Genomic DNA, 22883 nt, shown 5'->3' with positions numbered 1-22883 from the left:
CGTGCCGGCCGGGCGTGCACCCGGTGAACACCTCGACAACATCGATGTGTTTCCCTGCGCGGACGGGCTGTTCACCCCGCGGCCTCCCGCCGGTCCATCGACCTTCCTACATTCCGAACGCTCTCTACACGCACGCCAGAGAAGGGTTCCTGAATGGGCAATCGACTCCTCCGCCCGCCGGTGACGATCGGGGCGGTCGCGGTGCTGGTCGCCGCCACCGCCGCGATCGTCGTGACCGGCGCGACCTCGGCCTCGGCGGCGACACTCACGTTCACGCCGGCCGCCGACACGTACGTCCAGAGCGACACCGCGTCCACCAACTACGGCACGTCGACGCAGATCGTGGTCGACAACTCGCCGGTCCGGCGGACGTTCCTGCGCTTCAGCGTGAGCGGGGTCAGCGGCACGGTCACCAGCGCCAAGCTGCGGCTGCGCACGATCAGCGGCAACAGCGGCAGCAGCAACGGCGGCACGTTCAAGGCGATGTCCAACACGACCTGGTCGGAGACCGGCACGACCTGGAACAACCAGCCGGCCATCGACGGCGCCACGCTGGGCTCGATCGGCTCGGTCACCGCCAACGGCTGGTACGAAGTCGACGTCACCTCCCGGGTCACCGGGAACGGCGCCGTCAGCTTCGGCGCGACCTCCGCCAACAGCGACGGCGCCTACTACGACTCGCGGGAGAGCGGCGCCGACGCTCCGCAGCTGGTCATCACGACCGGCACCACGCCGCCGCCGTCCGGCGACCCGGTGCTCGTCGGCGCCGGCGACATCGCCAACTCCGGCTCGGGCGACACCGCGACCGCGGCGCTGCTCGACACCATCCCCGGCACGGTGTTCACCACCGGCGACAACGTCTACAACAACGGCACGGCGTCCGAGTTCACCAGCTACTACGCGCCGACCTGGGGCCGGCACAAGTCGCGCACCCGCCCGTCGCCGGGCAACCACGACTACAACACCTCGGGCGCGACCCCGTACTACAACTACTTCGGGATGCAGGCCGGCCCGAGCGGCCGGGGCTACTACTCCTACGACCTCGGCAACTGGCACATCGTGTCGTTGAACTCGAACATCAGCATGTCCGCCGGGTCGGCGCAGGAGCAGTGGCTCCGGTCCGACCTGGCGGCCAGCACGAAGCCGTGCACGCTGGCGTACTGGCACCACCCGCTGTTCACGTCGAGCTCCAACCACGCGCCGTCGACCTCGACGCGCCCGCTCTACCAGGCGCTCTACGACCACAACGCCGACGTCGTCGTGTGGGGTCACAACCACGTCTACGAGCGGTTCGGCCCGATGAACCCGAACGGTGGCCTGGACACCGGCCGGGGCCTGCGCAGCTTCGTCGCCGGGATGGGCGGTGCGAGCCACTACGGCTTCGGCACCATCCAGCCCAACAGCGAGGCGCGCAACAGCTCCGCGTACGGGGTCCTGAAGTTCACCCTGCACTCCGGCAGCTACGACTGGCAGTTCGTGCCGGTGGCCGGGCAGTCGTACAACGACAGCGGCACCGGCTCCTGCCACTGACGCTGACGAACCGGTGCCGGTGGGGAGCTCGCACCCCGCCGGCAACGGTTCGGCGTCAGTGCGCGGCCACCGCCACCGCGCCCGGCTCGAGGTCCCCGAGCCGGGCGGGTCGGACGACCACGAGCAGGACGAGCGTCGCCGCCGCCATCCCGCCGGCCACCACCACGGCCATCCCCACGCTGCCGGTGCCGAGCACGCCCACCAGAGGCGCGGCCAGCGCGCCGACGGCGAACTGCACCGCGCCGAGCAGGGCGGCCGCGGTGCCGGCCGACTCGCCGTGGCGGGACAGCGCCAGGGCGGGCGCGTTCGGCAGGGCCAGCCCGCACGCGGCGAGTACGGCCCACAGCGACACCAGCACGGCCGCGAGGCCACCGCGCCCGGTGGCGGCGAACACCAGCAGGGCGAACCCGGCGGCGGTGCCCGCGCCCAGCGCGGCGACGAGGATCCGCTGCGGTGAGTACCGCTGCAGCAGTCGGACGTTCAGCTGGGTGGCGGTGATCAGGCCGACCGCGCCGGCGCCGAAGGCCAGCCCGAACTCCTGCTCGTCGAGGCCGTACTGCTCCTGGAAGACGAACGACGAGCCGGACACGTACGAGAAGAGGGCCGCCATGGCCAGGCCGGCGACCAGGATGAGCCCGACGAAGGTGCGATCGCGCAGCAGCCCGCCGTAGACGCGCACGGTCGCGGCGACGCCACCGCGTCGCCGCCGCGCCGGTGGCAGGGTCTCCCGGAGGCCGAGCGCCGCGACGGCCAGCAGCGCCAGGCCGAGCACGGCGAGGGCCACGAACACGCCCCGCCAGGCCGACCAGCGCAGCAGCAGGCTGCCGAGGGTGGGAGCGAGGATCGGCGCCATGCCCATCACCAGCATCAGGCGGGAGAACAGCTTGGCGAACGCGGCGCCGTCGAACAGGTCCCGGACGACCGCCATCGCCACCACCGAGGCGGCGGCGACGCCCAGCCCCTGGAGCACCCGCAGCGCCCCGACCAGGCCGATGGTCGGCGCGACGACGCAGAGCACCGACGCCACGATGTGCAGCGCCATGCCGGCGAGCAACGGCGTACGCCGGCCCACCGCGTCGGAGAGCGGGCCGATCAGCAACTGACCGAAGGCGAGCCCGGCGAGCGTGCCGGTGAGCGTCAACTGGACGGCCGCCGACGTCGTGTGGAGGTCGGTGGCGATGGCCGGCAGCGACGGCAGGTACATGTCGATGGTCAGCGGCCCGATCGCGATCAGCGAACCGAGCACGAGGACGAGTCGCCACCGCTGTCGGGGGCTCATCAGGTCGCCGGGCATCACGGACGTCGGCGCCTCGGTCGTTTCGGCGGTGGCGGTCATCGGGCCGTCTCCGGCTCGTACGGGTGAGTATCGGCAGGGGAGGATGCAACGATCACACCTGGCACCAACCCCCGCCGGCGGAGCTCATTCCCGGCGCGCCGAGAGGTAACCCAGCTCACATCGCCGCGCGGTCCCCGCCCGTCCGGCGTGCCGGACGGGCGCGCCGGCCGGCGGTCCGCGACCGGCGCGCACGTGGCCCGGTCAGCAGCAGCGTGCGGCGGCTCCACCGGCTGCCGGTTCCTTCTCCGCCTCGGCGTCGGTCGGGTCGCCGCAGCGGCACGCACCCTCGGTCGACTTGGCGAGGGTGTCGGAGTCGGCCTTGACCGTGTAGACCTCCCACGGCTCGTTGCCCGGCCCCCGCACCCAGACCTTGTCCTGGAGGGCGTAGCAGCACTCGGTGTCGCTCTCCTCCAGGGTGATCAGACCGGCGTCGGTGAGGCGCGTGGTGGCGGCGTCGACATCGGCACTGCTGAGCACCTCGACACCCAGGTGGTCCAGCACGGTCGGCTGGGCGGGCTCGCCCTCGATCAGGACGAGCTTGAGCGGAGGGTTCTCGATGGCGAAGTTGGCGTAGCCGGGCCGGCGCTTGGCCGGGTCGACGCCGAACAGCTTGGTGTAGAAGGCGACCGAGCCCTCGAGGTCGGACACACGCAGGGCCAGCTGGACACGGGACATGACGCTTCTCCTGTCTCGATGATTATCGAAGCAACCTCCACTGTTGTCCACTGTTTCGACATCTGTCAAGCTAGAGGAATGTCGAAACAGACCCTCCCCGTCGTGGACTCCCGAGCGGTGGCGTGCTGCTCCCCGCTGGCGGTCCGCCCGATGGACCCGGATCAGGCGTCGGTGATCGCGCCGATGTTCAAGGCCCTCGGCGACCCGGTCCGGCTGCGACTGATGTCGATGATCGCCTCGGTCCCCGAGATGTGCGTCTGCGACCTGACACCCGCGTTCGACCTGTCCGGGCCGACCATCTCCCACCACCTGAAGGTGCTGCGGGAGGCTGGCCTCGTCGACTCCGAGCGTCGCGGCACGTGGGTGTGGTACCGGGTCCGGCCGGAGGCGTTCCGCCAGCTCGGCGCGCTGCTGGATCTGCCCGCCACCACCACCCCCACGACGGCGTGAACCACACGCTGACGCGCCGCGCCTCGGCGGAGTTCGCCGGCACCGCCGTGCTGGTCGCCGCCGTCGTCGGCTCCGGGATCGCCGCGGCCCGGCTCTCCCCCGGCGACGTCGGGCTCCAACTCCTGGAGAACTCGGTCGCCACCGCCTTCGCGCTGGGCGCGCTGATCCTGACGTTCGGGCCGGTGTCCGGGGCGCATTTCAACCCCGTCGTCTCGGCCGTCGACTGGTGGCTCGGCCGGCGCGCCGGCACCGGGCTGACCACGCGGGACCTCGTCGGCTACACCGCCGCGCAGGTGGCGGGTGCGGCGGCCGGGGCCGTCCTGGCCAACCTCATGTTCGACCTGCCCGCGGTCGCGTGGTCACAGACTCACCGCACGGGCGGGAACCTGTGGCTGGCCGAGGTCGTGGCCACCGCCGGCCTGATCGTCCTGATCTTCGCCCTCGCCCGCAGCGGCCGGGCGACCGCCACGCCGGCCGCGGTGGGCGCGTACATCGGCGCCGCCTACTGGTTCACCTCGTCCACCTCGTTCGCCAACCCCGCCGTCACCATCGGCCGGGCCTTCACCGACACCTTCGCCGGCATCGCCCCCACCTCGCTGCCTGCCTTCGTGGTCGCCCAGTTCGTCGGCGGCCTGGTCGCCGTCGCCGCGCTCGCCGCCTGGTACCCCCAGGCCGGAAACGCCGCCGACGTGGTCCTCGTACCCCCACTCACCAAGGAGACCGAAGCGCGATGAGCGACAAGCCCAGCGTCCTGTTCGTCTGCGTCCACAACGCCGGCCGTTCGCAGATGGCCGCCGGCTGGCTGCGCCAGCTCGCCGGTGACACCGTCGAGGTCCGCTCGGCCGGCAGCGAACCAGGCGACCGGATCAACCCCACGGCCGTGGAGGCCATGCGCGAGGTCGGCATCGACATCACGGCCGCGACACCCACCCGGCTCACCTGGGACGCCGCCGAGGCCAGCGACGTCATCGTCACCATGGGCTGCGGCGACGCCTGCCCGGTCTTCCCGGGCAAGCGGTACGAGGACTGGAAGCTCACCGATCCCGCCGGACAGCCCATCGACGTCGTCCGCGAGGTCCGCGACGAGATCCGGGACCGCGTTCTCGCCCTGCTCACCGACCTGACCGGTCAGGCGCGCTGAGCCGACCAGGTCGTCGACACGCCCACAGCCAGCCGCTCAGGGTGCTGCCGCCACGCCGGGACCGCGGTCACTCATGCACCCGCGGCGGAGGACGGCCCCGATCGTGGCGACGCCCTCCTCGATGTCGGTGGCCGTGTTCGCCGCGTACCCGAGGACGAGGCCGGGCCGGTGCGGTCGCTGGCAGTGCCAGGAGAGCGGCTGCACCTTCACCCCGCGCGCCAGCGCCGCGGCCGCCACCTCGGTGTCCGGCACGTCGCCGGGCAGCGTCACCATCAGGTGCAGCCCGGCCGCCGCGCCGTGCACCGTCGCGCCGGGTAGGTCGGACGACACCGCGGCGACCATCGCGTCGCGGCGGCGGACGTGTCGGCGACGGAGCAGCCGGAGCTGCCGCTCCAGCGCGCCGGAGGTCATCAGCTCCGCGAGCACCAGCTGCGGCAGCACCGAGTTGCCGAGGTCGGCGTTGCGCTTCGCGGCCACCACCGCGTCCCGGTAGCGGTTCGGCACGAGCAGCCAGCCCACCCGCAACGCGGGCGCGAGCAGCTTCGAGACGCTGCCGGCGTAGCAGACGTGATCGGGCAGCAGGGCGCGCAGCGCGGGCACCGGCGGCCGGTCGTACCGGTGCTCGGCGTCGTAGTCGTCCTCGACGACGAGACCGCCGGCCCGCGCCCACCCGACGAGTTGCCGGCGACGGTCGCCGTCGAGCACCACTCCGGTGGGGAACTGGTGGGCCGGGGTGAGCATCACCGCGCCGGCCCCGCCCACGGCCAGCTCGTCGACCCGCAGCCCGGCGGCGTCGACGGTGACCGGTGGGGTGTCCATCCCCCAGTTGTTCAGGTGCTGCCGCACACCGAGCGAGCCCGGCTCCTCGACCGCGATCCGGTCGATCCCGTCCGTGCGCAGGGCCTGCGCGAGCAGGCCGAGCGCCTGGGAGACGCCGGCGGTGACGAGCACGTCGGCGGGGTCCACGGCGATGCCCCGGTTGCGGGCCAGCCAGGCGGCCACGGCCCGGCGCAGCGCGGGCGCGCCCCGCGGGTCGCCGTAGCCGAAGTCGGCCGCGGCGAGGTGCCGCAGCACGGTCCGTTCGGCGCGCAGCCATTCCGCGCGGGGAAAGGCGGCCAGGTCGGGTACGCCCGGGGTGAGGTCGATCCGGGCGGGCGCGGTGCGTACGGCGTCGAAGATGTCGCTGCCCGGGGAGGTCGGGAAGAGCGTGGCCGGCGCCGGCGCGACCTGCGGCCTGGGCGGCGCCGGCGGTGCGGCGACGACGACGGTGCCGGCGCGTCCACGTCCGGCGACCCGGCCCTCCTCCACCAGCCGCTGGTACGCCTCGGTGACCACGCCCCGGGACACGCCGAGGTCGCCGGCGAGCACGCGGGTGGCGGGCAGCCGGCCACCGGCGGTGATCCGCCCGTCGGCGATGGCGGCGCGCAACTGGTCGGCGAGCCACGCGGCCCGCCCGCCGGCCGGCGCGTCGGCGATGTCGAGGTGCAGGAAGTCGGAGCCGGCCGTGAGCGGGGGCGCGGTCGCCGCGCCGGTGGCGGGCGTGGCTCTCAGGCCGGTTATGGACCTGTCGGGAGGCGTCGCTTTGGCTCTGCTCACCGGGCCATGGTGCCAGCAGAGTGGGTGGGGTGACGCCCGCCGGGCGTCGTCACCGCACGGAGGGGTCGTCGTGAGTCTCGCTTTCCTGATCACCACGCTCGTCGTGGTGGTCACCCCGGGCACCGGGGTCGTCTACACACTCTCGGCCGGGCTGTCCCGGGGCGCCCGGGCCGGCCTGGTCGCCGCGGTCGGCTGCACGCTGGGGACCGTGCCGCACCTGGTCGCGGCCGTCACCGGGCTGGCGGCCCTGCTGTCGGCCAGCGCGACGGCGTTCCACGCGGTGAAGTGGGTGGGCGTCGGCTATCTGTTCTACCTGGCGTGGTCGACCGTTCGGGACCGGAGCGCGTTCACCCCGGCCGCGGACGCGGCACCTCGCTCGGCGCTGCGGGTGATCGTCACGGCGGTGCTGGTGAACCTGCTCAACCCGAAACCGACGCTCTTCTTCGTCGCGTTCCTGCCGCAGTTCGTCGACCCGGCCGGCGCGGGCGCCACGCGGGGCATGCTGGCGGCCGGCGGGGTGTTCATGCTGCTCACGCTGGTGGTGTTCAGCGGCTACGGGGTGGCGGCCGCCGCGGTCCGGGACCGGGTGCTCGCCCGGCCGCGGGTCACCGCGTGGCTGCGGCGCACCGTCGCCGGCACCTTCGTCGCGCTCGGCCTCTCACTCGTCTTCTCCGGCCGTTAGGAGCCTGACGTGCGGTTCCAGCACTCCGCGCCGCTGCGGGCGGCCTTCCCGGACCTGGTGGCCGGGGTCGTGGTGGTCACCGGCATCACGCCGGACGTCGACGTGGCGCCCCGGGTCGAGACGTTCACCGACCGCGCCCGGGCTCGGCTCGGCGCCGGCCCGGAGGGCGGTCTTCCGGAGATCCAGGCGTGGCGGCGGGCCTTCGCCGCGATGGGCCTGAAGCCCACGCAGTACCGGTGCGCGTCCGAGGCGTTGCTGCGGCGGCTCCGGCTCGACGGTGACCTGCCCCGGCTGCATCCGCTGGTCGACCTCTGCAACGCGGTCTCGGTCGCGTACGCGCTCCCGGTCGCCGCGCTGGATCTCGACCGGATCAGCGGTGACCTGACCGTGCGGCACGCGGACGGCGACGAGGAGTACGTGACCTTCGCCGGCGGCACGGAGCAGCCGGAGCCCGGGGAGGTGATCTTCGCCGACGCGGCCGGGCGGTCGCACGCGCGACGCTGGACCAACCGGCAGAGCGGCTGGTCGGCGGTCCGGGCGGAGACCTCACGCGTGCTGATCGTCGCGGAGGGACTGCACGCGACGGCCGCCGGGGACCTCGCCGGGCTGGTCGACACGCTGGTGGTGGAGGTCGCCGCGGTCTGGTCCCCGCCCGTCGCGCACACCCTGCTGACCGGGCTGGCGCCCGCGTTCGACGTGCCCTCCGGCGCGACGGCCGGCCCGCCGCGGCGACGGTGAGCCCACGCCGTCGTCAGGAGGTGAACCGGCCGCCGCGGCGGTGAGCCCGCGCCGTCGTCACGGAGGTGAGCCGGCCGGGCACGGCCTCGCGGAGGTGAGACGGCGGCGGCGGGCCCGTCGTGGCGGGCCGTCAGGCGGTCTCGCCGGGCACGAGGTGGCGGTAGCCGGGCACGGTCTCGCCGAGCCAGCCGGTGACGCTGGCCAGGCCGCGTTCGTTGATCTGCGCGTCGTGGATGGTGTACGCCCGGTCCGGGCCGACCGCGCGCGCGAAGTCGATCGCCTCCCCCAGCCGCAGCCAGGACGCCTGCCCCGGGATCAGCAGGGTCCGCACCGGCTCGTCCGGCACGTGCAGCGCGTCGCCCGGGTGGTAGAGGCCGTCACCGACGAGGTAGCCGAGGTTGGGGCAGTCCGGTTGTCCGTCGTGGATGGTGGCGTGCCGGCCGCCGACCGCGGTGACCGGGAACCCGCCGGCGGTGAACCGCTGCCCGGCCCGGACCGGGATCGCCGGCAGCGCGGCCAGGTCGGGCAGGTTCGCGCCCTCCGGGGCGTACACCGGCACGCCGAGGCCGGCCAGGCGGAGCACGTCGACGTGGTCGGTGTGCTCGTGGGTGACGAGCACCGCGTCGGCGCCGGCCAGGGCGGCCGGCTCACTCCAGGTGCCCGGGTCGATGACGAGCACCCCGCCGTCGTGCTCCAGCCGGACGCAGGAATGGGTGAACTTGGTGATCCGCATCCGGCGACGGTAACGGCGCGCGGCGTTCCGCCGTGCCCCTGGTGGGCGGCCGCCGGTCTCTCGCCGGGCCGTCGGTGATCGACACCAAGTCGCCCACGTGGCGGTATCCGGCAGAACCGGATTCCGCCATGTCGCCCCCCTGGAGTGGATCAACCGGCCGCCTCGCCGCACGGCGGCGCGGTTCCGGCGCCGGGCTCGCGGGACCGCCGGCCAGGGGGCGGTGCGTGGCGGATGATCGGGGCATGGAGCAGCCAGCGGAGCGGGGACACCGGTGCGTGCCGCACACCGCCGACGTCCGGATCGAGGCGTGGGCGCCGACCCGGGAGGCTTGCGTGGCCGAGGCGGTCGCCGCGCTGGTCGACACGTTCACCGACACCACCGGCGCGCGACCCGGCCCCGAGCGGGAGTTTCGGGCGCCCGCCGCCGACGACGAGGATCTGCTGGTCAGCGTCCTCGACGAGGTGATCTACCGGATGGACACGGCCGACGAGCTGCCGCTGGTCACCGAGGTGACCGACGACGGGGCCGGTGGCCTGCTGGTGCGCTGGCGCATGACCGGCACCGACGCGGTCGAACTGATCGGCGCGGTGCCGAAAGCGGTCTCCCTGCACGAGCTGCGCTTCGCCCCTGACGGCGGGCGATGGTCGTGCGCGGTGACGCTGGACGTGTGACCGCCCTTGGGTTCAGCCCTTGACGACGCCGATCGGCACCAGCCGGGCCACCTTCCGGCACAGCCCGGCGCCCTCGGCCGACTCGACCACCGCCGTGACGTCCTTGTACGCCGTCGGCATCTCCTCGGCCAGGCCCCGGCGGGACGCGCCGCGGACGGCGATGTCCTGCGCCTCCAGCTGCTGGCGCGGATCGCCGCCCCGTTCGGCCTTGACCGCCTGTTTGCGGCTCTGCACCCGGCCCGCGCCGTGACAGGTGGACGCGAAGGCGGGCGCGCCGGGCACGCCGGTGAGGACGTACGAGCCGGTGCCCATGGAGCCGGGGATCAGCACCGGCTGCCCCACCTCCGACAGGTCCGCGGGCAGGTCCTCGTGGCCCGGCGGCAGCGCCCGGGTGGCGCCCTTGCGGTGGACGCAGAGGCTGCGCCGGGCGCCGTCGACGTCATGAGTCTCGATCTTCGCGAGGTTGTGTGAGATGTCGTAGACGAGGTCGAGGCCGCGCCCGGTCTGGCGGGTGAAGACCTTCCGGGCGGCGTCCGTCAGCAGCTGCCGGTTGGCGCGGGCGTAGTTGGCGGCGGCGGCCATCGCACCGAGATAGGCGCGCCCCTCGGGGGACGAGACCGGGGCGCAGGCCAGCTGCCGGTCCGGCACCTGGATGCCGTAGCGGGTCATCACCTTCTCCATGCCCCGCAGGTGGTCGGTGCAGATCTGGTGGCCCAGCCCCCGAGACCCGCAGTGGATCATCACGCAGATCTGGCCCGGGCGGAGCCCGAACGTGGTGCCGACGTCGTCGTCGTACACCTCCTCGACCGCCTGCACCTCCAGGAAGTGGTTGCCGGAGCCGAGGCTGCCGACCTGGCGGGCGCCCCGCTCCACCGCCCGCTCGCTGACCCCGGCCGGGTCGGCGTCGTCGACGGCGCCGTAGTCCTCGCAGCGCTCCAGATCCCGCTCGACGCCGAACCCGCGCTCCACGGCGTACCGGGACCCGCCCCGCAGCACCCCGTCGAGCTCCGCCCGGTCGGTCAGGTGCCACACCGCGCCCTTGCCCATCCCGCGCGGGGTCGCCTCGGCGAGCCCGTCCATCAGGGCCTTCATCCGGGGGCCCAGCTCGGCGCGGTCGAGGTCGGCGGCGAGCAGGCGGACGCCGCAGGAGATGTCGAAGCCCACCCCGCCCGGTGACACCACGCCGTCGTGCTGCACGTCGGTGGCGGCGACGCCGCCGATCGGGAAGCCGTAGCCCCAGTGCACGTCGGGCATGGCGTACGAGGCGTCGACGATGCCCGGCAGCGTGGCGACGTTCGCCACCTGTTCGAGGGACTTGTCGGCTCCGGCGTCGGGCAGCAGTGACCGGGTCGCGAAGACCACGCCCGGCACCCGCATGGGGTCGTGCTGGTCGATCCGGAACCGGTACGGCGACTCCTCCACCAGCTCCATTCGGTGCGGCTACCCGCCCGGGACGGCCCTACACCTGCCCGGGCCGAGCGGCGGGTCAGGCCGGCTCGACCCGGTTGACGGCCAGGGCCTGGGCCAGGTCGCGGTCACCGCACGCGGCGGGTCGCGGCGCGACGCCGCCGTGCACGGTGACCCGGTCGCCCGGGGTCAGCCCGGCCGCCACGTCGCCGGTGAGCGCCCACCGCCGCTCCCCCACCAGCAGCATCGTGCACCCGCCGTCGCGTTCGACCGTGCCGGTCAGCGTCCGCCCGCCCCAGGGCAGCGGCCCGGGCACGTCCCCGCCGCCCGGCGGCGTGGCCGCCGGACGGGTCGGCTCGGGCCGCGCGGTCGCCGGGGGCGGCGTGGGCGTCGATCGGGACGGTCGCGGTGTGGGCGGGACCGGCGCCGGGGTCGCTCCGGCCGGCGTGTCCGATCCGGCCGACGGGGTAGAGCCGCCGGACGCGGTCGGCCCCGTCCACACCGCCTCGGGCCGGTCGGGCGAGGCGCACGCGGTCACCCAGCACAGCAGACCGACGGCGGTCAGGAGCAGCCCGGCTCGGCGCATCGGCGAACACCTCCGTCAGCTGGGACGGTCCACCCGGCCGGGTGGTTCCGTGGCCGGGAGCCCCGCGCGAATCGGCAGGGATGATTCTGCCCCGCCGGCAGGGGAACCGGGCGAAGCTGCCACGACCGTTCGCACGCATGTCATCCGGATCGCCTACCGTCGGCGGCCATGACGGTGATCTTTCCGGTGCGGACCCGGCTCCGCGCGGAACAGCTGGTCGCGTACGACCTGTCCGCCCCGCCTACGACGACGACCGCGCTCACGCCGGCCGCCGTCTTCCCGGTCGACCCCGAGGTGGGCAGGGTCGACAACCGCGCGGCCGCCCGTGACCTCACCCGGGCCGTGTACGCCACCGCCGGCACGGCGGTCTGCGTGGACCGCGACGGTCGCCAGCTCTGGCGGCTGGACTTCGGTCCCCGGAGGGAGGACAGCTACGTCGGCCACGTCTCCTGCGCGTTCTCGCTCGACGGACAGGTGGTCTGGATCTACCGCCCGGACGCGATGGCGGGCCGCGGCGCCGGCCTGGACCGCTGGCTGGCCGTCGACGCCGCCACGGGCGCGGTGCTGGCCGAGGTGGAGCTGCCGACCATCGGCAGGGCGGCGAGCACCTCCCGCATCCGGACGGCCGGCACTTCATGACCGTGCACCACGAGCAGGAGGACGTCGCCTTCGACCGCTGGCCGGACGGCGACGAGGTGGCCCAGGTCCCGCTGGCGGCCTTCGGCCACGAATGGGGTGACGCCCTCGTCGAGTGGGCCGGTGGCTACCTCGACACGGACACGGCCGTGGTCACCATCGCCGGCGAGGACGAGGAGACCGAGGAGCAGTGGCACCGGCACCACCTGGTCGACGCGCGGACCGGCGAGATCCGGGGCGTCCTCGACGCGCCGACCAGGGACGCGTACGACCTGGAGCCGCTCGGCGACGGCAGTTGGCTGCGCACCGACGACGAGGGCCGGCTCCGGCGCCACCGGTAGCTAGGCGTGAGGGCCGACGCTGACGGGGCCGATCGTCAGTGACGGCCTGCCCTCCAGGATCTCGCCGACCCGATCGACCTGCTCGTCCAGCGCACGCCGCCGGCCGGCGCTCAGCACCGTGAACGGCTCCACGGTGACGTGGAGGGTGCGGCCGGAGCGGCGCTGGTGCCACACCCCGGCGACCGTCCCGTCGACCAGCAGCACCGGGTAGTTGCCGGCCTGCCCACGGGCCAGCGCCCGCTCCGCCGCGTCGCCGGGGAAGAGCAGGTCGCGCGGGTGGCAGCCGACCGCGTACGCGTCGAAGTACGGCAGCAGCCGCAGCCCCGTCGCGCGGTCGTCGGGGAAGTCGGTGTCGCCGGCCGCCACCCAGGCCCGGGCATCCGCCACCGTGACGGGCTCCAGGTCCAGTGACGCGAACAGCTCCGCCGCCCAGGGCCGGGGCACCGCCAGCCACTGGGCGAAGTGCGCCGGGGTGGCCGGCCCGTACGCGTACAGGTAACGGCGGACGAGTTCGGCCAGGGCCTCGGGCCCGTTCATCGGGGTGAAGTCGGGCAGCCAGCGCGCCGGGCTGGTGTAGGTGGTGCGGCGGCCCCGGTTCGGGCCCGAGCACAGCACACCGGCCCGCGTCGCGGGGCCGATCGCGGCGATCCAGCGGGGCCACGTGTCCTGGAACGCCTCCATGACCCGGTCCCCGGCCCAGGGTCCGGTGCGGGCGACGACCTGGTCGGTCAGCTCCGCCGTGGTCAGCTCCGCGTCGCGCAGCGCGTCCGCGATGGCCGCCAGCACCTGTCCGGTCTGCTCGGCGGTGAGCAGGCCGTGACCCTGCTCCTGCGGTGGGGGCGGTGTCGCGGACAGCGCGCCGGTCCACATCGGCAGGTCCGCGGCGGCGAGCAGGTGCACGGTGCCGCGCGGCCCGCGCGTCTTGACGAGCGTCCAGTCCGTCCACAACGCCTGACGCACGTGGATGCGGGTGGTGTTCGGGACGCGCAGCCCGACGGACAGCTCGGCGGCGGAGGCGACCTGCGCGTGCGCGCCGCACATCGCGGAGACCACCGCGGCGATCGGATCACGCTCCGCCGGCGGGCGCGCCGGCGCCGTGAGCGCGTGCCGCTCAAGACGCCGGGCGCACACCTGCGACCAGGTCAGCCGGGTCACCGCAGCGGCCGGAAGAAGGCACGGATGTCGGCCGCGTGGGCCAACGGCTCCTCCATCGCCACGAAGTGGCCGCCGGGGTTCCCCTCCGGCCAGTGGACGATCTTGTTGTGCCGCTCGGCGAGGCGGCGGAACAGCGGCGGTCCGCCGCGGTAGACGCCGGTGGGCACCAGCGCCTGCCCCCGCGGCCACGCGAACAGGGGGCTGTCGTACATGAACCACGACGAGGTGCCCGCGGTGCCGGTCAGCCAGTACAGGGTCACGTTCGTCAGTATCCGGTCACGGGCGATCGCCTGCTCGGGTGTCGGGGCCGTGAGGGTGAACTCCTTGAACTTCTGGATCATCCAGGCGAGCAGCCCGACCGGGGAGTCGTTCCAGGCGTACGCGAACGTCTGCGGCGCGGCCCGCAACAGGGCGTGGTGGTCCACCCCGCCGCTCATCCACTGCTGCATCTCCGCGTAGAGCGCGCGCTCCCGCGCGTCCATCTCCGGCACGTCGGCCTCGGTCGGGAAGCCGAGCCCACTGTCGATGTGCACGCCGACCACGTGTTGCGCCGCCACCGCCGCCACCTCCGGCGCCACGTACGCGCCGAGGTCTCCGCCTTGGGTGCCGTAGCGGTCGTAGCCGAGGCGGCGCATCAGCTCGGCCCACATCCGGGCGAGCCGGTCGACCGTGAAGCCGGTCGCGGGCGGCGCCTGCGAGAACCCGAAGCCGGGCACCGACGGCACGACCACGTGGAACGCCTGAGCCGGGTCGCCGCCGTGGGCCCGCGGGTCGGTGAGCGGCCCGATCAGGTCGGTGAACTCGACGACGGAGTTCGGCCAGCCGTGCGTGAGGATCAGCGGCAGCGCGTCCGGCTCCGGCGAGCGTACGTGCAGGAAGTGCACGTCCAGCCCGTCGATCTCGGTGACGAACTGCGGGAACTCGTTCAACCGCGCCTCGTGCGCCCGCCAGTCGTACCCGGTCGCCCAGTAACCGGCCAGGTCGCGCAGGTGGTCCAGCGGCACCCCGCGGGTCCAGCCGTCGCCGGGCAACCGGCGGGGCCACCGGGTCCGGTGGAGCCGGTCGCGCAGGTCGTCGAGGTCCGATTGCGGAATGTCGATGCGAATTGGCTGCATGCCCGAAACGCTACGACCGATGTAGGTCAGTTCCTGACACACATCGCTGGCATCCTGGGGGCCATGTCCGACCCGTCTTCCCGCCTGCTGAGCCTGCTGTCGCTTCTGCAGACCCCGCGCGAGTGGCCCGGCAGCGAGCTCGCCGCCCGGCTGCGCGTGAGCCTGCGCACGGTCCGTCGGGACGTCGAGCGCCTCCGCGACCTCGGCTACCCGGTCGAGGCGACCATGGGCACGCTCGGCGGCTACCGCCTCGTCGCCGGCAAGGCCATGCCGCCCCTGCTGCTCGACGACGAGGAGGCGGTGGCGATCGCGGTCGGCCTGCGCACGGCGGCACGGCACGCGGTCGCCGGCATCGAGGAAGCTTCGGTGCGGGCGCTGGCGAAGGTCGAACAGGTGCTGCCGTCCCGGCTGCGCCAGCGGATCGGCGCGTTGGGCGCGGCCACCGTGCCGCTGCTCGCCTGGGAGCAGCCGACGGTCGACCCCGAGCAGCTGACCACGCTGGCCGCCGCCGTCACCAACCGTGAACAGCTGCGGTTCGCCTACCGGCGGCACGGCGGCGACGAGCGCGAACGGCTGGTCGAGCCCCAAAATCTGGTGTCCGCCGGCCGCCGCTGGTACCTGGTCGGGTACGACAACGACCGCGACGACTGGCGTATCTACCGCGTGGACCGGATCGTCGGGCAGCGGCCGACCGGGAGGCGCACCCCGCCGCGCGCGCTGCCAGCCCCGGACGCGGCCGCGTACGTGACGGACAGGCTGCGCGACCTGGCTCCCGTCTACCGGGCGGTGGCGACGCTGCACGCACCGATCGAGCGGCTGGCCGGCCGGCTCGGCGATGCCCCCGACGACCTGGAGCCGATCGACGCGCAGAGCTGCCGACTCCGCAGCCACAGCGACACCCTGGAATGGCTGGCCTGGCGACTGCTGACGCTGGGCTGCCCGTTCGAGGTGCACGAGCCGCCCGAACTCGTCGCGTACCTGCACGGGATCGGTGCCCGGGCGACGGCCGCGGCGGGCCCGCCGACCGGGTAGGCCGCGCGGTCCCTTACAGCCGGTAGAAGGCCCGGTAGCGGCGGAACAGCCGCCATTGCACCACGATCGCCGCCACGGTCAGCAGAATCATCACCAGCGTCGCCGCGGCGGCGTAGCCGTAGCGCAGGTACTCGAACGCGTTGCGGTAGACGAACAGTGACAGGTAGGTGGTGGCGTACGGAGGCGGGCCGCCGTCGGTGACGACGAACGCCGGCACGAAGGAGAAGTGCAGGCTGGCGATGGCGTCCCGGAGCGCGAGCAGCCCGAGCACCGGGGCCATCAGCGGCAGGGTGGCCCGGCGGAACACGTCCCAGCCGGTCGCATCCTCCAGGGCGGCCATCTCGTACACGTCGCGGGGCAGCGCCCGGCGGGCGGCCAGCAACACCACGAAGGTCTCCCCCATGGTGAACAGGCTCATGCCGATGATCGCGGCCCGGGCGTCGGTGGGGTCGGTGAGCCACTGCGGCGGGGTACGCCCCAGCACGGTCAGCCCGTTCTCCCCGCCGGTGCGCAGCAGCTGGTTGACCGGGCCGTAGAGCGGGTTGAGCAGCCAGAGCCAGAGCAGCCCGTAGGCGATCTCCGGCACCGCCGTGGGCAGCACGGCCGCGGTGCGGGCGCTGCCCACGCCGGGCGCCCGGCGGTGCAGCAGCAGCGCCAGGCCGAGCGCCAGGAGCACCCGCAGGGGTACGGCCACCAGCGCGAACACCAGCGAGTTGGTCAGCGCCACCCGGAACACCGGGTCGTCGAGGAGTGCCGTGACGTTGTCCAGGCCCACCCAGGTCGGTGGACGCAGCAGGTCGTACTCGGTGAAGGCGAGCGCCAGGGTGATCGCGGCGGGCAGCAGGACCAACCCGACCAGCCCCACCAGGTATGGCGCGAGCATCAGCGCCAGCTGCCGCCGGGCGCGGGTGTCCGGCCTCATGCGGAGGTGTGCCGGCGACCCGAACCGGCGTGGAAGACGTGAGTGTCCGCCCAGCGCACGCCCACACGTACCGCCGATCCCCGGCCCGGCCGGCGGGCCGCCGGAACCCGCGCGACCACCGGACCCCCGCCGGCGAGCGTAAGGTACGCGTAGGCGTCCTCGCCGACCACCTCGACCCGGTCCACGGTGGCCGCCGCGCCCTCGGCCGCGTCCAGGACGACCGCCTCGGGCCGGAACCCGATCCGCAGGTCCTCGTCCGTCCGTCCCGACGGCGCCTCGCCGGTCGGCCGCACCGGCCCGGACACGGGCAGCAGGTTCATCGCCGGGGAGCCGACGAAGGTGGCCACGAAGGTGCTCGCCGGGGCGTGCCAGATCTCGTCCGGGGTGCCGACTTGCTCGATCCGCCCGTCGCGCAGCACCGCGATCCGGTCGGCCAGCACCAGCGCCTCGGTCTGGTCGTGGGTGACGTGCACCATGGTCGCGCCCAGCCGGTCGTGCAGAGCCCGCAGCTCGGCCCGCATCTCCACCCGCAGCGCGAGGTCGAGGTTGGACAGCGGTTCGTCGAGCAGGAAGACGTCGGGCTCGCGGACCAGCGCCCGGGCCAGCGCGACCCGCTGCCGTTCGCCGCCGGAGAGCTGCCCTGGCCGCCGGTCGAGCAGGCCCGCGCAGCCGACCGTCTCGGCCGCCGCGCGCGCCCGGTCCCGGGCGACCGCCCGCGGGGTGTCCCGGACCTCCAGGCCGAACGCGATGTTCTCGGCGACGGTGAGGTGCGGGAAGAGCGCGTACGACTGGAAGACCATCGACACGTTGCGCAGGCCGGGGCGCGCGGCGGTGACGTCCCGGCCGGCGATGTGCACGCGGCCGGCGGTGACCGGTTCGAGGCCGGCCACCACCCGCAGCACGGTGGACTTGCCGGCGCCGGACGGGCCGAGCACCACGAGCAGCTCACCACGGGCGACGGTCAGGTCGACCTCGTGGAGCACGGTCGCGCCGCGGTAGGCGGCGCTGACCCCGGCCAGGGCGAGTCCCGGTGCGCTCACCCGTGCTCGCCCCGGGCGAACAGCGGCCGGGTCTGCTGGTCGAGGTCCCGGATCACGTCGTCGAGGCGGTCGCCCCGGTGCATGGCGTTCTCCAGGATGCCGTACGTGACGTCCTCGATCTCCGGCCAGGTGGAGACGGTGGGCAGGGCCCGGACGGTGGGGATGGCGTCGAGGAACACCTTCGCGCTGCGCGGCGGCTGGGCCGGGCCGAGGAAGGCCGGGGACTGCGACACCCCGATGTGCGAGGGCACCGTACGCCCGGTGGCCGCGATGATCTCCTGCCCCTCCTCGGCGATGGCGAACTCCAGGAACCGCCAGGCCGCCTCCTTGTTCCGTGCGCCGCGGGTCATGCAGTACGCGTCGGAGTGCAGCACGCCGACCTGTTCCCGGTAGACCGGCAGCGGGGCGACGTCCCACTCGAAGTCGTCGATCGTGCGGAACGTGGTGGTGGACCGCCGGGAGCTCATCAGCATGGCGAGGCGCCCGTTGGCGAAGCGGGACTCGTCGTCCTCGGCCTCGACCTCCTCGTCGGTCGGCACCACCCCGTACGCCAGCCGCAGGTCGACGAGGTTCTTCAGGGCCTCGCGGGCGGCCGGGGTGTCCAGGGTGAGCCGGGTCGGCCGGGCCGGGTCGTCGACGATCTCGCCGCCGTTGGACCAGACGAACGGGGCGAGCCGGATGATCGACGGTTCGACGCCGAGGCCGTGCACGGCCGGTCGCAGGGCCGCGCCCTCGCTCTCGGTGGCCTTGATGATCTGGCCGCGGGCGTCGCGGGTCATCGCGCCGGCGGTGCCGACCAGGTCGTTCCAGGTCCAGCCCGCCCTCGGCTCCGGCACGCTGTACTTCTGGAACAGGGTCCGGTTGTAGTAGACGGCCAGGCTGGACACGTTCTGCGGGAGGCACAGCTGCTTACCGCTCCATGTGAAGGCGTCCATGGCGACCGGGTAGTAGTCGGCCGGGTCGATCGCCTCGGACGCCGCGATCCGGTCGTCCAGCGGTTCCACCACGTTCTTCGCCGCGAACTGGCCGTAGAAGCGGTAGTTCATCAGAAACAGGTCCGGCGGCGCGCCCCCGGCGACCGACGTGGCCAGCCGGGCGAGCAGGTCCTTGCGGTCGCTGGCTTCGATGAGCTGCACCTCGGCATTCGGTCGCGCCTTCTCGTACGCGTCGATGAGGGTGCGGTATGCGGCCAACTCCTCGGGCGCGCCGAAGACCAGCAGCCGGACCGGGTCGCCGGGCGACGAGCCGGAGCCGGAGCCGCAGCCGGCGGTCAGCAGCACGGCGGAGAGCAGCAGGGCGAGCAGCGCCTTGGGCTTCATCGTTCCCGTCCCGTCGGGTCGTCGTGGTGAAGGAAGCGACGCTGGGCCAGCACGAACACCAGCAGCGCCGGGACCGTGGCGAGCACCGCCCCGGCCAGGAACACCGGGAAGTTCGTCGGGTCCAGCACGGACAGCGAGCGCAGGGCCAGCGGCAGGGTGAACTGGTCGCGGTCGTAGACGTAGATCAGAGGGTCGAGGAAGTTCGACCAGGTGAGCACGAACGTGAGGGCGGTGAGCGCGGCGGTGACCGGGCGGACCAGCGGCAGGGCCACCCGCCACCAGGTCCGCAGGGGCGACAGGTCCTCCACCAGGCAGGCGTCGTAGAGGTCGGCCGGCAGGGCACGGAAGGCCAGGTAGTAGACCAGGACGTAGAGCGGCGAGGTGCCCAGCAACGCCGGGGCGACCAACGGCACCAGCGTGTCGGTGAGACCGAGGGCCCGGAAGATGGCGAAGCGGGGCACCAGCAGGGCGGTGGCCGGCACCATGAGGGCGAGCAGGGAGGCGCCCACCACGGTGGCGGTGGTCCGCGGCGCGAGCCGGGCCAGCGCGAACCCGGCGAGCGAGGCGACGAGCACGCTCAGCGGCACGGCGACGACCGCGACGAGCACCGAGTTGAGCGAGGCGCGCAGCAGCCCGCCGATCTCGACCGCGTCGTGGTAGCCGGTGGTGGAGACCGGGTCCGGCACCAGCCGCGGCGTCGGCGGCGGTGGCAGGCCCGGCTCGGTGAGCGAGCCGGAGACCAGCAGCAGCAGCGGCGGAACGAAGACCAGGATGACGAAGGCCGCGCCGAGGGTGCGCCAGGCCCGTCCGGCCGCCTCGGGCAGCGGTGAGGGGCCGCCCACGCGACCCCTCACCCGACTGGTGCCGATCTCCTACCTACTTCTTCAGCGCGAGCTGCCAGGCGCCGAGGCCGTGCGAGGCGGCGTAGAGGATCCGCTTGCCCGGCACGATGGTGAGCCCCGCGACCTCCACGTTCGGCATTCCGGCGCCCGCCCTCACCCAACTCGTCGTGCCCCTGGCCAGCCGCAGGACGCCGAAGTCGGTGGCCGCGTAGAGGTCGCCGGTGGCGTCGTCGCGGACCAGGTCGGTGATCGGCTGGTCGCCGAAGTCGTACGACCGGTCGGACCAGCTCGCCCCGGCGCCGGTCACCCGCACCTCGAAGGCGTGCCCCAGCGTGGCCGGGGTGTTCGAGTTGAACCCGCTGTAGGAGATCCACGCCCGGGCGGGGTCGGCCGGGTCGATGTGGACGCTGGTGACGAAGCGGTTCGGCGTGGCGGCGGTGTCGATCCGGGTCCAGGTCACCGCGGACGCCGGCGTGGCGTCAGCGTTGCGGGTGACGAAGACGCGGCCGGTGCTGGTCGCCGCGTACGCGGTCGACGAGTCGCTGCCGACCCGCTGGACCACCGAGACGGCGCCGCCGGCGCGGTCGCCCCAGGCGGCGTCGGTCAACGCGACCGTGCCCAGCTGCTCCCAGTCGCCGCACTGCGCCTCGAAGGTGCCGGTCCAGCTGTTGCAGATCCGGTTGGCCTCCTCCAGCGTCCGGTTGCCGAGGCCGAACGTCTTCGTGCGGTACACGGAGCGGCCGGTGCCGGCAAACATCGTGCCGCTGACCTTCGGGTCGGTGATCACCGGCGCGTAGAAAAGGTTGCCCGCCTGGCCGAACACCCCGTCGTAGACCGAGATCCAGCTGCCGATGTCGCCGTTGTTGAAGTTCACCTCGGGCGTCACGTCGTAGAACGTGTGGAAGCGGAACTCTGGCTTGGCGACGTCGAAGCCGGAGGCGCCACCGTCACCGATCATCGTGTTGACCCAGCGGGTGCGCTGGCCCTTGTTCTCCCACGTGCCGTTGTCCTGGGTGCCGCCCTGGAGCAGGTTGTGGTCGTGCGGGCTGACCGAGAGGCTGATGAACTGCAGGGTGTTCATCCCCGTGTTGATTCCCTCCAGCTTGGACGGGATCTTCGAGAGCATCTGCCGGCAGCGGTCCTTCTGGGCCTGCGTGGTCAGGCCCCGGTCGGGGTTGTCGCACCAGGCGGAGCGGTCGACGAACTGGCCGCTGGAGCGCATCAGGCCACCGTCGTTGGCCTCGAAGAACTGGTACGGGTTCCGCGGGTTGGTGATCAGGGCGTGCTGGTCGGGGTGCAGGCCGTTCGGGTGCAGTTCGTCGGTGCCGTCGTAGGTCATGTCGGTGCCGCTGACCCCCGCGTCGGTGGAGAGCACGACGGCCCGCTTGTGCGCGATGGTCTCGCCGTAGACGTAGGAGCCGCCGGTGTAGACGAGGTCCGGGTGCCCCGCCGGGGTGTGCACGAACACGTCGTACCAGCACTGGCCGGTGCACTGGTTGTAGGTGGCGTACCCCGGGTCGGCCGGGTTGGCGCTGGTCAGGTCGGTGAACGTCGGGGTGCCGCCGGCGACGTCGTCGCTGCGGAACAGTCGCGAGTAGGGGGTGCCGGTGTTGCCCTCGTAGACGTACATCCGGGTCGTGCCGCCCGGCAGCGCGGTCACGTCGATCGCCGCGCGCGTCTGGGGCAGCGTCGCGTTCAGCGACGGCTTGATCTGCGTCCAGGTGGCGCCGGCGTCGGCCGACCGCCACACGCCCCGGGCGTACGAGGAGGCGTAGACGACGTTGGCGTTCCTCGGGTCGAGCTTGACGTAGCGGACGCCACGCGGCGAGCAGGCCGCCGTGTTGTTGTATTCCGCGAGGCTGCCGGTGCACTCGGTGGCGTTGGCCGCGCCGTTGTGGATGAACTTCCAGTTGGCGCCGCCGTCGGTGGACTTGTACAGGCCCCACTTCGCGGCGTCCGGCACCGGCCGGGTGACGCCCGTGCAGCAGGAGCTGGACATGCCGCGCAGCGCCGTGGTGGTGGCGACGTAGAGGGTCTTCGGGTCACCGGGCTTGATGGTGATCTCGCCGATGCCCTTGCCGGCCAGCACGTCCTTGCCGAGCGGGCCCTGCCAGGTGAGGCCGCCGTTGGTGGACCGGTAGAGGCCGACGCCGGCCACGCAGCCGGAGGCGCAGGTGTTCGCCTCACCGGTGCCGACATAGATGGTCAGGCCCGTCCGGTCGTTGCGGTCGATCTTCACCGAGCCGGCCGCGTTGATCCCGAGGGGGCCACCGAGGTAGAACCATTTGGGCTGGGCGGCGAGGATGTTGAGGGTGCCCCAGACGCCACCGCCGGCCGGGGTGGCGTACGCCCGGCAGAGCAGCTGGTTGCAGTCGGGGCTGATGTCGAGCGAGGTCACCCGGCCGCCCGCGACGTACTCGTTGGGCACGTAGTTGTACGCGTCGCGGAAGCGGGTGAACGGATAGAGCGCCTCGCTCGGGCCGACGTTGGTCCAGCGCTGGCTGCCCCGGGAGCGCTTGTCCGCGGCGGAGTAGGCGGCCTTCGACCGGTCGAACTGGGCGATGGTGATGGCGTTCGCCGGGTAGGCCCGCTCCAGGAACTCCTGCTGGGCCGCTCCGCCTGGCCCTTCGGGCGACATGCCGTCGTTGCCGGGTGTCGTCTGCCAGAGGCGTTCGAGGTGGGCGCCGGTGGCGCCGGGCATCTCGCCGTCGCCGACCGCCGCTGTTGCCGGCACCTCGGCGCCGGTGAGATGGATGCCCGCGGCACCCGTCGTCGCGACCAGGGCGACGACCGCTAGTCCTGCGAGGAGATGGCGACGTCTGCGCTTCACGAGGGTCCCTCCCGGGAATGGAGGCGTCGCCGCAGCGCGGTACCCCGGATTGGCGACCGTCACTGGCAGCGTCCAGCAGAAATATGGCAGAGCGCATCGACGACGA

23 protein-coding genes are annotated in these 22883 nt (G+C 73.5%); 10 read left to right on the top strand and 13 right to left on the bottom strand.

From position 1 onward, the window contains the following. The first annotated feature begins 153 nt into the window (after positions 1 to 153). A complete protein-coding gene (locus O7603_RS04370) occupies positions 154 to 1530 on the top strand; it encodes a DNRLRE domain-containing protein (protein WP_281574396.1) in 1377 nt (458 codons plus the stop codon). A gap of 55 nt (positions 1531 to 1585) precedes the next feature. Here the strand turns inward: O7603_RS04370 and O7603_RS04365 are convergent, their stop codons facing one another. Both O7603_RS04365 and O7603_RS04360 read right to left on the bottom strand, forming a co-directional pair. Then, entirely contained in the window at positions 1586 to 2809 is a 1224-nt protein-coding gene (locus O7603_RS04365; RefSeq protein ID WP_281576591.1) for a multidrug effflux MFS transporter, read from the bottom strand. A 258-nt stretch (positions 2810 to 3067) separates the two neighbouring features. Further along, positions 3068 to 3541, bottom strand: coding sequence for an ArsI/CadI family heavy metal resistance metalloenzyme (locus tag O7603_RS04360; RefSeq protein ID WP_281574395.1), 474 nt, complete (start codon positions 3539 to 3541; stop codon positions 3068 to 3070). A 78-nt stretch (positions 3542 to 3619) separates the two neighbouring features. On the opposite strand from O7603_RS04360, the gene O7603_RS04355 reads away from it, so the two are divergent. Genes O7603_RS04355 through O7603_RS04345 form a run of 3 tightly spaced genes read left to right on the top strand, consistent with a single transcriptional unit; the run spans position 3620 to position 5132 of the window. Further along, complete coding sequence (locus O7603_RS04355) at positions 3620 to 3991, top strand: metalloregulator ArsR/SmtB family transcription factor (RefSeq protein WP_281574394.1); 372 nt, start codon at positions 3620 to 3622, stop codon at positions 3989 to 3991. Further along, on the top strand, positions 3988 to 4725 hold the full coding sequence (locus O7603_RS04350; protein ID WP_281574393.1) for an aquaporin: 738 nt from the start codon (positions 3988 to 3990) through the stop codon (positions 4723 to 4725). Before O7603_RS04355 ends, O7603_RS04350 begins: the two co-directional genes overlap by 4 nt. Next, entirely contained in the window at positions 4722 to 5132 is a 411-nt protein-coding gene (locus O7603_RS04345; RefSeq protein ID WP_281574392.1) for an arsenate reductase ArsC, read from the top strand. Before O7603_RS04350 ends, O7603_RS04345 begins: the two co-directional genes overlap by 4 nt. A gap of 36 nt (positions 5133 to 5168) precedes the next feature. Here O7603_RS04345 and O7603_RS04340 read toward each other — a convergent pair whose 3' ends face one another. Continuing rightward, on the bottom strand, positions 5169 to 6728 hold the full coding sequence (locus O7603_RS04340) for a PLP-dependent aminotransferase family protein (RefSeq protein WP_281574391.1): 1560 nt from the start codon (positions 6726 to 6728) through the stop codon (positions 5169 to 5171). A gap of 70 nt (positions 6729 to 6798) precedes the next feature. Between O7603_RS04340 and O7603_RS04335 the strand changes: the two genes are divergently transcribed. Together O7603_RS04335 and O7603_RS04330 are read left to right on the top strand one after the other, a co-directional pair. Continuing rightward, positions 6799 to 7410, top strand: a complete 612-nt coding sequence (locus O7603_RS04335; protein ID WP_281574390.1) for a LysE family translocator — start codon at positions 6799 to 6801, stop codon at positions 7408 to 7410. Between the two features lie 9 nt (positions 7411 to 7419). Beyond that, positions 7420 to 8148: a phenylalanine--tRNA ligase beta subunit-related protein gene (locus O7603_RS04330; RefSeq protein ID WP_281574389.1), complete on the top strand. Its 729-nt coding sequence runs from the start codon at positions 7420 to 7422 to the stop codon at positions 8146 to 8148. A 130-nt stretch (positions 8149 to 8278) separates the two neighbouring features. Here O7603_RS04330 and O7603_RS04325 read toward each other — a convergent pair whose 3' ends face one another. Further along, positions 8279 to 8881 carry an MBL fold metallo-hydrolase gene (locus O7603_RS04325; RefSeq protein ID WP_281574388.1) on the bottom strand — a complete coding sequence of 201 codons (603 nt, stop codon included), beginning with the start codon at positions 8879 to 8881 and terminating at the stop codon, positions 8279 to 8281. A 242-nt stretch (positions 8882 to 9123) separates the two neighbouring features. Here O7603_RS04325 and O7603_RS04320 point away from each other — a divergent pair, with 242 nt between their 5' ends. Continuing rightward, positions 9124 to 9552, top strand: a complete 429-nt coding sequence (locus O7603_RS04320; protein ID WP_281574387.1) for an archease — start codon at positions 9124 to 9126, stop codon at positions 9550 to 9552. A 12-nt stretch (positions 9553 to 9564) separates the two neighbouring features. Here the strand turns inward: O7603_RS04320 and O7603_RS04315 are convergent, their stop codons facing one another. Both O7603_RS04315 and O7603_RS04310 read right to left on the bottom strand, forming a co-directional pair. Next, positions 9565 to 10983: an RtcB family protein gene (locus O7603_RS04315; protein WP_281574386.1), complete on the bottom strand. Its 1419-nt coding sequence runs from the start codon at positions 10981 to 10983 to the stop codon at positions 9565 to 9567. A 55-nt stretch (positions 10984 to 11038) separates the two neighbouring features. After that, complete coding sequence (locus O7603_RS04310; RefSeq protein WP_281574385.1) at positions 11039 to 11545, bottom strand: DUF5818 domain-containing protein; 507 nt, start codon at positions 11543 to 11545, stop codon at positions 11039 to 11041. A 168-nt stretch (positions 11546 to 11713) separates the two neighbouring features. Here O7603_RS04310 and O7603_RS04305 point away from each other — a divergent pair, with 168 nt between their 5' ends. Continuing rightward, positions 11714 to 12184, top strand: a complete 471-nt coding sequence (locus O7603_RS04305) for a hypothetical protein (protein ID WP_281574384.1) — start codon at positions 11714 to 11716, stop codon at positions 12182 to 12184. After that, a complete protein-coding gene (locus O7603_RS04300; RefSeq protein ID WP_281574383.1) occupies positions 12181 to 12522 on the top strand; it encodes a hypothetical protein in 342 nt (113 codons plus the stop codon). The genes O7603_RS04305 and O7603_RS04300 overlap by 4 nt, the downstream gene beginning before the upstream one ends. Here O7603_RS04300 and O7603_RS04295 read toward each other — a convergent pair whose 3' ends face one another. After that, on the bottom strand, positions 12523 to 13677 hold the full coding sequence (locus O7603_RS04295; protein ID WP_281574382.1) for a winged helix DNA-binding domain-containing protein: 1155 nt from the start codon (positions 13675 to 13677) through the stop codon (positions 12523 to 12525). Continuing rightward, positions 13674 to 14792 carry an epoxide hydrolase family protein gene (locus O7603_RS04290; protein WP_281574381.1) on the bottom strand — a complete coding sequence of 373 codons (1119 nt, stop codon included), beginning with the start codon at positions 14790 to 14792 and terminating at the stop codon, positions 13674 to 13676. The genes O7603_RS04295 and O7603_RS04290 overlap by 4 nt, the downstream gene beginning before the upstream one ends. A gap of 63 nt (positions 14793 to 14855) precedes the next feature. Here O7603_RS04290 and O7603_RS04285 point away from each other — a divergent pair, with 63 nt between their 5' ends. Continuing rightward, positions 14856 to 15824 carry a YafY family protein gene (locus tag O7603_RS04285; RefSeq protein ID WP_281574380.1) on the top strand — a complete coding sequence of 323 codons (969 nt, stop codon included), beginning with the start codon at positions 14856 to 14858 and terminating at the stop codon, positions 15822 to 15824. A gap of 13 nt (positions 15825 to 15837) precedes the next feature. Here O7603_RS04285 and O7603_RS04280 read toward each other — a convergent pair whose 3' ends face one another. The 5 genes from O7603_RS04280 to O7603_RS04260 are packed head-to-tail and all read right to left on the bottom strand — an operon-like array spanning position 15838 to position 22777. Beyond that, positions 15838 to 16707: a sugar ABC transporter permease gene (locus O7603_RS04280; protein ID WP_281576590.1), complete on the bottom strand. Its 870-nt coding sequence runs from the start codon at positions 16705 to 16707 to the stop codon at positions 15838 to 15840. Positions 16708 to 16742: 35 nt separating this feature from the next. Beyond that, positions 16743 to 17786, bottom strand: coding sequence for an ABC transporter ATP-binding protein (locus tag O7603_RS04275; RefSeq protein WP_281574379.1), 1044 nt, complete (start codon positions 17784 to 17786; stop codon positions 16743 to 16745). Further along, positions 17783 to 19105, bottom strand: coding sequence for a sugar ABC transporter substrate-binding protein (locus O7603_RS04270; RefSeq protein ID WP_281574378.1), 1323 nt, complete (start codon positions 19103 to 19105; stop codon positions 17783 to 17785). The genes O7603_RS04275 and O7603_RS04270 overlap by 4 nt, the downstream gene beginning before the upstream one ends. Continuing rightward, positions 19102 to 19947: a carbohydrate ABC transporter permease gene (locus O7603_RS04265; protein ID WP_281574377.1), complete on the bottom strand. Its 846-nt coding sequence runs from the start codon at positions 19945 to 19947 to the stop codon at positions 19102 to 19104. Before O7603_RS04265 ends, O7603_RS04270 begins: the two co-directional genes overlap by 4 nt. 34 nt (positions 19948 to 19981) lie before the next feature. Then, a complete protein-coding gene (locus O7603_RS04260; protein WP_281574376.1) occupies positions 19982 to 22777 on the bottom strand; it encodes a sialidase family protein in 2796 nt (931 codons plus the stop codon). Positions 22778 to 22883: the final 106 nt, after the last annotated feature.

The sequence above is a fragment of the Micromonospora sp. WMMD812 genome, from assembly GCF_027497215.1.
Lineage (GTDB): Bacteria > Actinomycetota > Actinomycetes > Mycobacteriales > Micromonosporaceae > Micromonospora.
This window is presented reverse-complemented; position numbering and strand designations above follow the sequence as displayed.